Origin of the sequence: Streptomyces vastus, from assembly GCF_039532825.1 — a bacterium.
GTDB classification, from domain to species: Bacteria; Actinomycetota; Actinomycetes; order Streptomycetales; family Streptomycetaceae; genus Streptomyces; species Streptomyces vastus.
This window is the reverse complement of sequence record NZ_BAAASJ010000039.1, coordinates 154,143-167,529: the sequence shown is the minus strand read 5'-3', so window position 1 is coordinate 167,529 and position 13,387 is coordinate 154,143. Positions and strand designations below refer to the sequence as shown.

At 70.4% G+C, this 13,387-nt stretch carries 11 protein-coding genes; 6 read left to right on the top strand and 5 right to left on the bottom strand.

Annotated features, from left to right (window positions below; translation table 11 throughout):
• Positions 1-48: 48 nt before the first annotated feature.
• Positions 49-1,488, bottom strand: a complete 1,440-nt coding sequence (locus ABD357_RS20325) for an FAD-dependent oxidoreductase (protein ID WP_344391800.1) — start codon at positions 1,486-1,488, stop codon at positions 49-51.
• Between the two features lie 80 nt (positions 1,489-1,568).
• On the opposite strand from ABD357_RS20325, the gene ABD357_RS20320 reads away from it, so the two are divergent.
• Positions 1,569-2,204: a TetR/AcrR family transcriptional regulator C-terminal domain-containing protein gene (locus ABD357_RS20320; RefSeq protein WP_425584942.1), complete on the top strand. Its 636-nt coding sequence runs from the start codon at positions 1,569-1,571 to the stop codon at positions 2,202-2,204.
• A 20-nt stretch (positions 2,205-2,224) separates the two neighbouring features.
• Here ABD357_RS20320 and ABD357_RS20315 read toward each other — a convergent pair whose 3' ends face one another.
• Genes ABD357_RS20315 through ABD357_RS20305 form a run of 3 tightly spaced genes read right to left on the bottom strand, consistent with a single transcriptional unit; the run spans position 2,225 to position 5,705 of the window.
• Entirely contained in the window at positions 2,225-3,400 is a 1,176-nt protein-coding gene (locus ABD357_RS20315) for an acyltransferase family protein (RefSeq protein WP_344391798.1), read from the bottom strand.
• Positions 3,397-4,731, bottom strand: coding sequence for an alpha-2,8-polysialyltransferase family protein (locus tag ABD357_RS20310; RefSeq protein WP_344391797.1), 1,335 nt, complete (start codon positions 4,729-4,731; stop codon positions 3,397-3,399). The genes ABD357_RS20315 and ABD357_RS20310 overlap by 4 nt, the downstream gene beginning before the upstream one ends.
• The gene (locus ABD357_RS20305; RefSeq protein ID WP_344391796.1) at positions 4,728-5,705 is read right to left on the bottom strand and encodes a glycosyltransferase family 2 protein; all 978 of its coding nucleotides are present in this window, start codon (positions 5,703-5,705) and stop codon (positions 4,728-4,730) included. Before ABD357_RS20305 ends, ABD357_RS20310 begins: the two co-directional genes overlap by 4 nt.
• A 198-nt stretch (positions 5,706-5,903) precedes the next feature.
• Between ABD357_RS20305 and ABD357_RS20300 the strand changes: the two genes are divergently transcribed.
• The 4 genes from ABD357_RS20300 (at position 5,904) to ABD357_RS20285 (ending at position 11,046) form a co-directional block, all read left to right on the top strand.
• Positions 5,904-7,211, top strand: a complete 1,308-nt coding sequence (locus ABD357_RS20300; RefSeq protein ID WP_344391795.1) for a DUF6716 putative glycosyltransferase — start codon at positions 5,904-5,906, stop codon at positions 7,209-7,211.
• A gap of 154 nt (positions 7,212-7,365) precedes the next feature.
• Positions 7,366-8,679, top strand: coding sequence for a cytidylyltransferase domain-containing protein (locus ABD357_RS20295; RefSeq protein WP_344391794.1), 1,314 nt, complete (start codon positions 7,366-7,368; stop codon positions 8,677-8,679).
• A 14-nt stretch (positions 8,680-8,693) separates the two neighbouring features.
• Positions 8,694-9,632, top strand: a complete 939-nt coding sequence (locus ABD357_RS20290) for an N-acetylneuraminate synthase family protein (RefSeq protein WP_344391793.1) — start codon at positions 8,694-8,696, stop codon at positions 9,630-9,632.
• A gap of 70 nt (positions 9,633-9,702) precedes the next feature.
• Positions 9,703-11,046: a hypothetical protein gene (locus ABD357_RS20285; RefSeq protein ID WP_344391792.1), complete on the top strand. Its 1,344-nt coding sequence runs from the start codon at positions 9,703-9,705 to the stop codon at positions 11,044-11,046.
• A gap of 42 nt (positions 11,047-11,088) precedes the next feature.
• Here the strand turns inward: ABD357_RS20285 and ABD357_RS20280 are convergent, their stop codons facing one another.
• Positions 11,089-11,736 (bottom strand): class I SAM-dependent DNA methyltransferase, encoded by a 648-nt coding sequence (locus ABD357_RS20280; RefSeq protein WP_344391791.1) that lies wholly within the window; start codon positions 11,734-11,736, stop codon positions 11,089-11,091.
• A 382-nt stretch (positions 11,737-12,118) separates the two neighbouring features.
• Between ABD357_RS20280 and ABD357_RS20275 the strand changes: the two genes are divergently transcribed.
• Complete coding sequence (locus ABD357_RS20275; protein WP_344391790.1) at positions 12,119-13,339, top strand: M20 family metallopeptidase; 1,221 nt, start codon at positions 12,119-12,121, stop codon at positions 13,337-13,339.
• Positions 13,340-13,387: the final 48 nt, after the last annotated feature.

The following is a 13,387-nucleotide window of genomic DNA, read 5'->3' as shown; positions in this document are numbered from 1 at the left end:
AGCCTCGAACTCTCCGTGGACACCCTCCTCGACGGCGACGACTGACCGCTAGCCGAGGACGCCCACACGGGCTGCGTACTCCGTCAGTCCCTCAGCTGTCTCACCTGCCCACCCCACGTAGCCATCCGGCCGTACGAGGAACACCCCGCTGCCATACGCCTCGTAACCCGGTACGCGAACTGTGCGCACCAAGTCCTCTTCCAGCAGCGGCAGTTCGACCTTCGTCCCCACCGCAAGCAACGTCCAGTGCGGCCCCCGGAACGCGTCGAAGAGGCGTACGCCGCCCCGCGTGCCGTCCGGGGCGCGGTCGCCCGCCTGCAGGGCGTCCTCCAGGAGGCCGGTGCGCGTCTCCACCGCCAGGGAGCAGCGCCGGTAACCCAGTCCGAGCTGCTGCGTGGCCTCGCCGCGTCGGGTCTCGCCCCGGTGGACCCGTGTCGACAGGCCCAGCATCTGTGCGGCGAGCGGCAGCCGTTCCTCCTCGTACGAGTCGAGGAGGGCGTCCGGTGCATCGCCCCGCAGGACGGCGCCGAGCTTCCAGCCCAGGTTGTACGCGTCCTGGACGCTGGTGTTGAGGCCCTGGCCGCCGGCCGGTGAGTGGACGTGGGCCGCGTCTCCCGCGAGGAACACCCGGCCCTCACGGACGCGGTCCGCAAGCGCGGCCCGTGGGCGGAAGTCCGAGGCCCAGCGGACCTCGGTCACGGCTTCGGCGGCGAGATGCGTGCGCTTGGCGATGAGCTTCCGGATGCCGTCCAGGGAGAGGTCCGGTGTGGCTGACGGGTCTTCGAAGTCGGCCACGAGCTGGAAGTCCTCGACGGCCGGGAGCGGCCAGACGGCGAGGAAGCCCTCGCCGTCGGCCGGCGGGAAGACGTGCAGGTTCTCGCGGTCGAGTCCGGTGATGCGGACGTCCGCCACCAGCGTGGGGCTCGGGTCGACCGTCTCGCCGGTCATGCCGATGCCGAGCAGCCGGCGCACGGTGGAGCGGCCGCCGTCTGCGGCCACCGCGTACCGGGCCCGTACGGGGGCGCCCGTCGCGAACGTCGCCGTCACCCCGTCCGCGTCCTGCGCGAGCCCGGTGAGCTCGCGGCCGAACGCGACGTCTGAGCCCAGCTCCCGCAGCCGCGCACAGAGGATCTCCTGCGTGCGCCACTGGGGCACCATCCACGGGCCGCCCGCGTACGGTTCGGTCTCCGTTGCCTCGGTCTCGTCGAACATCCGGTGCTCGCCCTGCCGCTTCCCGTCCTGCCAGATCATGCCGACGGGATAGCGACCGCCCGCCGCTCGCACCGCGTCCAGCACGCCGAGGTCGTCGAAGACCTCCATAGTGCGCGGCTGGATGCCCTTGCCGCGCGAGCCGGGGAAGAGCCCGTCGGCCCGCTCGACGACGAGGGCGCGTACGCCCTGGCGGGCCAGGTCGCAGGCGAGCGTGAGGCCGGTGGGGCCCGCACCTACGACCAGTACGCCGGTTTCCTTAACGTCGTTAAGTTCCATGCGGGGAGGATCTCCTTAACATCGTTAAGTTGTCAAGGAGATGCTGCCGGACGGGGTCCGGATAGGGTGCGGACGTGGCTGTGGCGAAGAAGATCGACCGGGCGCTGGTGGCCGACGCCGCGCTGCGGCTGCTGAACGAGGTCGGCCTCGAAGGTCTCACTCTGCGCGCCATCGCCAAGGAACTGGACGTCAAGGCCCCCGCCCTGTACTGGCACTTCAAGGACAAGCAGGCGCTGTTGGATGAGATGGCGACCGAGATGCTCCGGCGGATGAACGCCGATCTCGGCGAGCTGCCGGCGCGGTGGCAGGACGCCGTCACCACCGCGATGCGCGGACTGCGCGCGCACCTGCTGCGCTACCGCGACGGCGCCAAGGTCTACAGCGGTACGCACTTCACGGACACCTCGTACGCGGACCCGATGGAGCGCTACCTCCGGGTACTCACGGCTGAGGGCTTCACTCCGGCCCGCGCCGCCCGCGCCTGGTTCACCGCGACCAGCTACACCATCGGCTACGTCATCGAGGAGCAGGCGATGGGGCCCGACCCGGCCAGGGGCGAGGAGGGTTACGACCTCGCGGCCCGCGCCGAACGGCTCGCCGCGTACCCGCTGGCCGTGGCCGCGGGCGAGGCGATGTTCCGCGACCACGACCGTGGCTTCGAGGAAGGCCTCGCGGCGATCATCGCCGGAATCGACGTGACGCTGCGAGGCTCTTGACGGCGTTCAGCGAGGCGCGTTCAGCGACGAGGCCTCGACAGCGCCGAGCGCAGTCGGGGTCCCAAGCGGTCCTCGACCAGGCGGTTCAACAGCCACGCCAGTAGCAGCATCGTTGCGATCGTCAGCAGGAAGGTCGCGTACGACGGGATGTTCAGGCTCTGGTGGTAGGCCTTGATGGCGACCCAGCCGAGGTGCTCGTGCACCAGGTAGAAGGGGTACGTCAGCGCGCCCGCGACCGTCAGCCAGCGCCAGTGGGCCCAGTTCAGCCAGCCCAGGGCGATCGCGCCGACCGCGACGAAGCCGAAGGTGACGACCAGGATGATGCCGGACGAGGTGCGGTAGGAGAAGAAGTCCGGGTTGGGGGCGTGCCACAGGCCGGCCACCGCGTAGTGCTGGCCGAGCAGCCAGCTGACGAGCACGATGCCCCAGGCGTACGCGTCGTGCCGGTCGCGGTGGATGAGGTAGAGGCCGATGCCGCCGATGAAGAACGGCGCGTACTCGGGCATCAGGATCAGGTCGAGCAGCGGCTCGTTCGCCGCCTCGGCGATCGCCGCGGCCATGGTCCAGCCCGCGCAGAACAGGATGATGCCCTGGCGGTTCGCGCCCGGCATGACGACGCACAGCGCGAACAGCGCGTAGAAGCGGACCTCCGCCCACAGCGTCCAGCAGACGCCCAGCACCCGGTCCACGCCCAGGGGCTGCTGCATCATCGTCAGGTTCAGCAGCGCGTCGCTCGGCGAGACGGCCTTGTACGCCACCGCCGGCAGCGCGAAAACCACTGTCACGAGGATCACCGCCGCCCAGTAGGACGGCAGCAGCCGGGACGCACGCGAGGCGAAGAACGAGCGCAGCGGCCGTCCCCAGCCGCTCATACAGATCACGAAGCCGCTGATGACGAAGAAGATGTGCACGCCCAGGCAGCCGTACGCGAACCACTCGCTCATCGTGGGGAACTGCAGCTTCGCCGAGGAGCCCCACGCCTTCGCGACTTCGCCGTCGCGGCCGCCGTAGTGGTACGCGGCCACCATCAGCGCGGCTATGAGCCTTAGTCCGTCGAGCGCGCGAAGGCGCGAGGCACGGGGCCGGGCGATGATCGGGGGCGGTGGCGTGCCGCCCGCGCCGGTGCCGGTACTGACGGCGATGGCGCCCGCCTCCGGAGAGGCCGTCGGGACGGGCTTTGAGTCGACCGAAGTCATCCGAGAGTGGCCCTCTTGAGCGATCGGGCGCGACGGGCCACACGGCGTACGGTGGCGTTGCGCGGAATGAAGGCCAGTTGGGCCGGCACGGCGCCGGGCAGACCCAGCGAGGTGAGCCGTCGGCGCTTGAAGTAGCGCCAGTTATGGCCGTTGAGGTGGCGCGACAGATACCGCTCGGCGGCCGGCCGCAGATCCGGGTAGATCTTGGACTGCATGGCGTAGCCGACCGCCCGCAGCAGTTCGGTGAGTTGTTCCGTGCCGAGCCCCTTGCGCTGCTCGGTGACCGCCTTGCGGTCCGTCAGCTCGGGCAGCATGGCGTCCACGATCGTCACGGGGACGCGATTGCTGTTCTCGTACGGCGAGAGGCGGTCCAGGAGCGTCTCCGTGCCGATCCGGGCGACGGGCAGGCCGTACAGCGCCGAGGCGGTGAGCAGTGCCGTGGAGAAGCAGCCGGCGACCAGCGCCGGCCGCATCCGCTGGTAGAGCACCTCGGCGAGCACCGGAGTGTCCAGCACCGTGAGTTCGGCGCCGAGCTTCTCGGCCTCCTTCTCCAGGGCGCGCGACCAGCGGGCCGGTGCGCTGGGGTGCGGCTTGAACACCACACGCTGGTGGCCGAGTTGGACGGCCCCCCGCAGCATCCGTACATGCAGGTCCTCTTCCTGCTCGGCGGTGAGGATGCCGAGCGCGGAGAGGTACTGGCCGAGCAGCAGGGCCGGCTCTTCGATGACGGGCAACTCGTCACCCGTGTCGATGAGTTCGGCGAGCACCTTGGTGAACGCGTCCGTCGGTACGATCTCCGGCTCGACGTCGAACTCGGTGAGCAGCAGGGGCTTGAGGTCCGGAACCAGGTCGAGGTGCAGGAGCCGGTCGATGCGCGTGCCGACCAGCGGGTCGATCTTGCTGCGGGTGGGCCCGTAGCTCATCAGGCCGTCCGCGTAGACGGTGATGGGCGCGCCCGTGAAGATCTGCGCGACACCGAGTGCCGGGTTCACCTGAATCGACTCGACGGCCAGCTCGATGTCGTCGTCACCGAGATTCCAGGCGAGCCGCAGATGACGCTCCCACAGCGGTACGTCGTTCAGACGCGGCGACCAGCCGCCCGGGTGGAAAGGGGAGATGGTCTCGTTCCACGAGACCACGTCGTCGAAGCGGCCGCGCAGACGCTCGAAGCCGGGCATCTCGTCGATGCCCGGCGAAGTCTCGGGCGTCGCCGAGTTGTTGGAGACCAGCAGGATGCGCCGGTCGGCAGGGCGGAAGCAGTCGGCGTCGACGGCCGCCGCCAGCGTCGCCGTGCCGTACAGCGTCGACGCCATGAAGATCTGGGTGGTCACGCGGCCACCCCCGCGGACACGGGACGGCGGCGCAGCCGGCGCAGCCGCGTCGCGCGCTGTACGTCCATGGAGTCGAGGGCGTCGTCGAGGACGTCCTGCGGCATACGCCGCAATGCGACGGCACTCATCGACTTCAGTTTCCGTGCCACGGGAGGCTCGAACCTTTCGATGGAACCCAGGTGATGAGAAATAATCGCACAGTAGGTCCGCACGGCCTTCGGCAGGAGTTTGTCCGCCTCCCGGTCCTCGGCAGTTTCCCGTACGACCTGGTCGAAGGCGCGAATGAAATCCAGCTGCCGTACGTCCCCGATCTGTGTCAGCGAGGATGAAACTCCGCGCCGGTAGAACACACCGAGCAGCCCCACCACGCCGAACGACTCGGCCTCGCGGTGCAGCTTCCAGATCCACGGCCGGTCCTCGGCCGTGCGCAGCCCGTCGGTGAAGTGCAGAACGCCCCGGTCGACCAGGCGGCGGTGGTAGATGCCCGCCCAGGCGTACGCGTAGTCCACGGACGTGGAGCGGTCGGCGGGCAGGATCGCCTCGCGCGGGTTCAGCACGACACCGCGCCGGCCGTGCGGAACCCGGTGGATCGAGCGGGCCCGAGCGGTCGTCTGGACATGGTCGGTACGGACGAAGTCGACGCCCAAGTCCTCGATGGCTGCCAGGAGTTGGGCGTAATAGCCGGGCGCGAGCCAGTCATCGCCGTCGAGGAACGTCAGGTACTCGCCGCGCGCCGCGTCGATACCCGTGTTGCGCGCGGTCGCCAGACCTCCGTTCTGCTCGTGTCTGACGTACACGGCACCCTGGAGCTCGCGCTCCGCGCGCGCGAGAATGTCCGGTGTCTCGTCACGCGAACAGTCGTCGACGAGAATGAATTCGAAGTCCTGACGCGCGTTGGCACGCAGGCTCCTCAGGGTGTCGGGTGCGTATTGCTGCACGTTGTAGAACGGCACGATGACGGAGAGCTTGACCACCCACGTGACGTTAGGGGGAAGCCCGGCATTCGTCTTGACCGATGGTGAGATGTCAGGTGAACGGCGCGTGGCGGAACGGTGAACCCAGCCTTTTCCTACGCGGATCCGGGCCCGATTCGCCATTCGGCGATGTGCTGTTAACCCTTTGTTGCATTCCGGTTGGGCCGCGCATCGGAATCGCTTCCTAGCGTCTTCGATGTGCCAGCAAGTACCTCGAACTCCCTGCGAGTCGCCGTTCTCGCGGATTCCGATACCCGGTGGAAATGGGGCGCGCTCACCGCGAACCGTATCGCACCGGCCGAATCGGACATCCGCCTCGACGGTTATCTCCTGCGCGGCCGTGCGACCCCCACCGCCCGCCAGCTCCAAGAGGTCGGCGTCCGCGCGGACTCGCTCCGCGAGGTCACCGGTGTCGAATTCCTGCGGACCCTGCGGGAAGCGGAGTACGACATCGTCGTTCTCGCACTCGTCGGCGGCGCCGTCCAGGCGATGCTGCACGGACTCGGACACGCCTGGCAGGAGCGCGCGAAGCGCCCCGTGGTCGTCACCGGCTATGTCGGCGTCGTCTACGAAAAGCTCGCCGACGGGCTGCTGCTGCGGCACGGCGCGGACCTCGTCCTCGCCAACTCCCGCCAGGACGCGGAGCGTTTCACCGCCGTGTACGAGGGAGTGGGCGCCGACGCCTCCTCCGTGACCGAGGTCGCGCTGCCGTTCCTCGGCGGCGACTCGTACGAGAAGCACGACCCGTACACCGTCGTCTTCGCCGCGCAGCCCTCCGTGCCGGAGAGCCGCAAGGACCGTATGTACCTGCTGGAGCGGCTCGTCCAGCACGCACGGCTGCACCCGGACCGCGAGGTCCTGCTGAAGCTGCGCTCCAAGCCCGGCGAGCACACCACGCACATCGAGGAGCAGCCCTACCAGAAGCTGGCGCAGCGCCTCGACCTGCCCGCCAACTTCCGCCTCGTGTACGGGCACATGGGCGAGGTCCTCGACCGCACCGACCTGCTGGTCACCGTCAGCTCGACGGCCGCGCTCGAGTCCCTGCACCGGCGCATTCCCACGGTCCTGCTCACGGACCTGGGCGTGCGCGAGTCGCTCGGCAACCACCACTTCGTCGGCTCCGGATGCCTCGCCTCCTGGGACCAGCTCGACGCCGGGCACAAGCCCTCGCCCGACGAGGAGTGGGTGGCACGGCAGGGTGTCGCCGCCGACGGTGCGTACGAGACGGCCTTCGACGCGGCCCGTACGCGCATCGCCGTGCTGCTCGACAAGGGCGAACTCCCTTCCCTCGCCCCCTACTACACGCCCGTCACCGCCCCCGGCTATCTGCCCGGCATCCTCGCCCGCCACCACCTCGCCCCGGACGGCAGCCCGCTGCCCGGCGCGCCCGCCGCCGACACCGAGCCGGGACCCGTACGGCAGATCGTGCGCCGGGCGGCGCGCGGCGCCTACCGGCACGGCGTGCAGCGTGTGGCGCCCGTCATCCGCCGGATGGGCGAGCTGTGAGCGCCCCCGAGCCGACGGGCGCCGAGCGCTCCGCTGAAGGCGCCGTCATGAACCTGCAGGTCCGTTGTGGCTGGTCGCGCAGTTCCCCTCGCCCCTTGCGGGGCGCGATACAGCGCCGCACCACCACACGACCGTCAACCAAGGAGTACAGGCAATGACCAACTCGGAAGCGGACCAGGCGACGGCGGGCCGGGTGAAGCCGGTACGTCGCGTGCTCGCGGTGATCCCCGCCAGGGGCGGCTCCAAGGGCGTCCCCGCCAAGAACCTCCTCCCGGTCGGTGGCGTGCCGCTGGTGGCCCGCGCGGTGCGCGAATGCCGCGCGGCCCGGCTGGTGACGGACGTCGTGGTCTCCACCGACGACCAGGCGATCGCCGCCGCCGCCCGCGAAGCCGGCGCGGAAGTCGTACTGCGCCCCGCCGCCATCGCCGGCGACACCGCCACCTCCGAGGCGGCCGTCCTGCACGCCATGGACGCCCACGAGGCGCTGCACGGATCCGCGGTCGACGTGGTGCTCCTCGTGCAGTGCACCAGCCCGTTCATCGTCCGCGAGGACCTCGACGGGGTCGCGGGCGCGGTCGTGGAGAACGGCGCGGACACCGCGCTGACCGTGGCGCCCTTCCACGGCTTCATCTGGCGGGACGCCGACGACGACCCGGCCGTGGTCGACACCCGGGCCACCCAGGCCGTCGGCGGTGGCACGGCCGTCGCCAACACCACGGCCACAGACGGCGGTTACGGCGTCAACCACGACAAGTCCTTCCGCCCGCGCCGCCAGGACCGCCCGCAGGACCTGCTGGAGACCGGCGCCGCGTACGCCATGGACGCCGCCGGGCTGCGCGAGCACAAGCACCGCTTCTTCGGCCGTACGGAGCTCGTACGCACCGACCCCGCGCGCGTGCTGGAGATCGACGACCCGCACGACCTCGCCCGGGCCCGCGCACTGGCGCCGCTGTTCGACGCGAACCGCCCCGGCGCCCTCCCGACCGCTGACGACATCGACGCGGTCGTCCTCGACTTCGACGGCACCCAGACCGACGACAGGGTGCTGATCGACTCCGACGGACGGGAGTTCGTCTCCGTGCACCGCGGAGACGGACTCGGTATCGCGGCCCTCCGCAAGAGCGGCCTGACGATGCTGATCCTGTCCACGGAGCAGAACCCGGTCGTCGCCGCCAGAGCCCGGAAGCTGCAGATCCCGGTCCTCCACGGCATCGACCGGAAAGACCTCGCACTGAAGCAGTGGTGCGAGGAGCAGGGCATCGCGCCTGAGCGCGTGCTCTACGTCGGCAACGACGTCAACGACCTCCCGTGCTTCGCCCTCGTGGGCTGGCCCGTGGCGGTCGCGAGCGCCCACGACGTCGTGCGCGGCGCCGCACGCGCGGTCACCACCGTCCCCGGTGGCGACGGCGCGATCCGAGAGATCGCCAGCTGGATCCTCGGTCCTTCTCTCGACTCCCTCGACAAGTAAGGAACTTCTCCACCATGAGCACCAACTCCCGTCTGCGCACCTTCGGTTCGAAGACCGCCGGCCCGGGCCACCCCGTCTACGTCGTCGGCGAGATCGGCATCAACCACAACGGCGAGCTCGAGAACGCGTTCAAGCTCATCGACGCGGCCGCCGAGGCCGGCTGCGACGCCGTGAAGTTCCAGAAGCGCACCCCGGAGATCTGCACCCCGCGCGACCAGTGGGACATCGAGCGCGACACCCCCTGGGGCCGCATGACCTACATCGACTACCGCCACCGTGTGGAGTTCGGCGAGGACGAGTACCGCCAGATCGACGAGTACGCCAAGTCGAAGAACATCTCCTGGTTCGCCTCCCCGTGGGACACCGAGGCCGTCGCCTTCCTCGAGAAGTTCGACGTCCCGGCCCACAAGGTCGCGTCCGCGTCCCTGACCGACGACGAGCTGCTGCGCTCGCTGCGCGCCACCGGCCGCACGGTCATCCTCTCCACCGGCATGTCGACGCCGAAGCAGATCCGCCACGCGGTCGAGGTCCTCGGCTCGGACAACATCCTTCTCTGCCACGCCACTTCGACCTACCCCGCGAAGGCCGAGGAGCTCAACCTGCGCGTCATCAACACGCTCCAGGCCGAGTACCCGAACGTCCCGATCGGCTACTCCGGCCACGAGACGGGCCTGCAGACCACGCTGGCCGCGGTCGCACTGGGCGCCACCTTCGTCGAGCGCCACATCACGCTGGACCGCGCGATGTGGGGTTCGGACCAGGCCGCTTCGGTGGAGCCGCAGGGCCTGACCCGCCTCGTCCGCGACATCCGCACCATCGAGGCCTCCCTCGGCGACGGCATCAAGAAGGTGTACGACTCCGAGCTCGGCCCGATGAAGAAGCTGCGCCGCGTCCAGGGCGTCGTCGCCGAGGCCGAGATCGCCGCCGCCGCGGGCGAGCCGGTCGCGGTCTGATCCCGGCCCCCATCAGTCCGTATCCACGGACTCCCCAGTCCGTACTCACGGAAGCGACGGTCATACGTCGATGAGCCCCCGCGCCGGATCCGCCGGCCCCCGCCCGGCCTCCACACACACGCTCGCGTTCGTGGAGAGCCCGGTCCAGCTCCTCAACGTCCTGGAATGGGCGCATGCCGATGCCCTCCGGGCTGCGGGGGAGTCGGCCGGGCCTGCGCCCGGCGCGGGGGGCGGAGGGCCGGCGCCCGCGCCTGCGGCGTGGCCGGCACCCGCGGCGGGCCCGGGGGCCGACGAATCGACGGCCGGCGCGGCGCCGGATGCCGCCGAGGCGGCGTCCGGTCCCAGGGCCGGGAACGCAGGGCCGAGTCATGCGGCGGGACTGGCACGCATGCCGGAGGCCACCGGCCCGGCGGGTGGGCCCGTGCCCGGCACTGCCGGTGCGGTGGCCCACGCCGGGCTCACCCTCGTCGTTCTCTCCCCCAACGACCCCATGACCCGGGGGCAGCTGCGCCGCATGGCGGAACTCGCCCGTGGTGAAGGGCACGAAGTGCGCTGGGAGGAGGCCCGGGGTGGGGCTACGGCGCCCTTTCACACGGTGGGCGGCCTGGCGCCGCTGCTGCGGCGGGCGAAACGGATCGTCATGGGCGACCCGTTCTCCCGCTACGTACAACTCCTGCTCACCATCACCCGCGCCCGCGACCTGGTCGTCGTGGACGACGGCACCGCGACGATGGAGTTCGTCTCCCAACTCGCCCGCGGTGAACGCCTGGTGCGCTGGCACCGGCGCGGCGGCCGGCCCGGCCCGCGCGACCTGGTGTTCGCGCCGGTCTCCGCCTCGGCCCGGCGCCGCCTCACGCCCGGCTCCCGGCGCCGCGTGGAGGTGTTCTCCTCCATGCCGATCACCGAGACGCCCGACGGCGTCCACGTCACGGCCAACGACTTCTCCTGGACCCGCGCCCGCTTCGGCCCGCCGCGCCTCACCAAGGGCGCCGACCTCGTGGGCACCTCCCTGGTGGAGACGGGTGTCGTGGACCCCGACCGCTACCTCGACGCGGTGAAGGGGCTCACCAAGACCTACGGCGCGACCCGTTACTTCGCACACCGCCGCGAAAGCACCGACAAACTCCACCGGCTGGCCGTCGAAACCGGCCTGGAGATCGTCCGCCCAGACCTCCCTCTCGAACTGATCGCCCGCCGCGGCCCCATCGGCCGCACGATCCTCAGCTTCCCTTCGACGGTCGTCCACACTCTGCCGCTGGCGCTCGCCGGCACCGAAGTCCGCGTCGCCGTCTGCGACATCGACCCGGCGTGGCTCACGGCGACCGCCTCCCCGCGGGCCCAGGGCTTCCTGTCGGGAGTCACGGGAACGGCCCGCGACGTACACCGGTTGTCGGCGGTCACGACGGCAACCTGAGGAGGGCCCAGCGCGGGCTCAAGTGCGGCTCGGTGCGGGTGCTCAATTGGGTTTGCGGGCCAGCAGGAAGGCGCGCGGGAGCTTCTCGTTCTCGTTCGGCTCGCGGATGACCTGGGCGTGCATGACGAGCCCGGCCTTGTCGATGAGCTCGGTGACGTTCTCGGGACGCCGCCAGTGGTAGTCCAGCGAGATGGCGTGGCCGAAGCGTTCCGTCAGCTCGAAGTGCTCGTCGCCCGCCTGGAAGGCGAGCAGCAGGTGGCCGCCGGGGGCGAGTACGCGGTGGAACTCCGTGAAAACGTCGGGGAGTTGATCGTCCGGGACGTGGATCGTGGAGTACAGGGCCGCGATTCCGCCGAGTACGTCGTCCGGAAGGTCGATGGCCGTCATCGAGCCCACGTGGAAACGCAGCTCGGGGTACGACTGCCGGGCCATCGCGACCATCTTCGGCGACAGGTCGATCCCGAACACGGGCGTGTCCAGGCTGCTGAGGTACGCCGTCACATGCCCCGTCCCGCATCCGACATCGGCGATCGGGCCGACCCCGGCGCTCCGCACGAGCTCGGCGAACCCGTTGATCAGCGCCTTGTCCAGAGGCTTGTGTTCCAGGTCGTCGGGAAAGCGGTCCGCGTACTCGGTGGCCATCGAGTCGTAGGACGCGCGGGTGTTACGTATGAAGTCCGGTTCGCTCACGGTCGGGGACGATACTGCGCGGCATGGGGTCGGTGGCCGCGGTTCACGCGTTCTTCGGCGGAACGTCGGCTTCGGGGAAGGCCGTGCGATGCGTTGCCGGCGGGCGTACCGCCACGCGGGCTGGAACGGCCCGCGACTGGGATGCGTGGTATGCGTAGAAGTCCGGGTACCGAGGTCCGGCCTCCACCGGCAGCACCGGTCATCCCCGTGGCTCCGGGAGCGGAGACCCCGCTTCGGGCCCGAAAGCCGGGCGAGTGTACCCATCGCGGCTGATATGTAAGCGCGACGCGGTCGGGTTTTCTCGGCCGGCGGGCTGAATTTTTGTTGATCGTGGGTCAGCCGGCCCCCGAGTCGCCCTACCCTTCAAAGGGTGAACCAGTTGATGTCCCTAGAGTCCGAGGCCGAAACGACTGGCGGAGCCGTGCTCCCCGGCACGCTCCCGGAGGGCTTGCGCACGGAACTCGTAGCGTTCCGCCGCGACCTCCACATGCACCCCGAGCTCGGCAACCAGGAGTTCCGTACCACCGCGGCGATCAAGGCGCGGCTGGAGCGCGCCGGGCTCCGGCCCCGTGTGCTCGCCATCGGAACCGGGCTCATCTGTGACATCGGCGAACCGGACCCCGCCCACCCCATGCTCGCCCTGCGCGCGGACATCGACGCGCTGCCGATCCCGGACATGAAGGTCGACTGCGCGTATCGCTCGACCGTCCCCGACCGCGCGCATGCCTGCGGACACGACGTCCATACGACCGTGGTGCTGGGCGCCGGACTCGTACTCGCCGAGCTGCACAAGAAGGGCCTGCTGAGGCGCGCCGTACGGCTGATCTTCCAGCCCGCCGAGGAAGTGCTGCCCGGCGGTGCGCCCGACGCCATCGAGTCAGGAGCCCTGGACGGTGTCGGACGCATCGTCGCCGTGCACTGCGACCCGCGGGTCGACGCGGGGCGCATCGGGCTGCGGCACGGACCCATCACCTCGGCGTGCGACCGGCTCGAGGTCGCGCTGGACGGCGCCGGCGGACATACCGCGCGCCCTCACCTCACCACCGACCTCGTGACCGCCGCCGCCCGCGTCGTCACGGACGTGCCCGCCCTGGTCGCGCGCCGCGTCGACGCTCGCAGCGGGCTCGCCGTCACCTGGGGCCGTATCGAGTCGGGGCACGCCTGCAACGTCATCCCGCAGCACGCCGAGCTGTCCGGAACCGTGCGCTGCCTGGACCTCGACTCCTGGCGGGCCGCCCCCGACCTCGTGCACGCCGCGATCGACGAGATCGCCGACCTCTACAAGGCCAAGTCGGAGATCAACTACATCCGTGGCGTCCCGCCCGTCGTCAACGACCCGATGACGACCGAACTGCTCCGCGAGGCGATGGCCGCCCGCTTCGGCGCCCAGTCCATCGAGGACACCGAGCAGAGCCTGGGCGGCGAGGACTTCTCCTGGTACCTGGAGCACGTGCCCGGCGCGATGGCCCGCCTGGGTGTGCGGACGCCCGGAGAGCGGGGCGTACGGGATCTGCATCAGGGCGACTTCGACGCGGACGAGCACGCCATCACGGTCGGTGTCGAGCTCTTCACCGCGACCGCCCTCCTCGACGTGACCCCATAGGTGCCCAGTAGTCCGGGTGGCCGCACGGCGTCACTCCGGTTGTGCCTC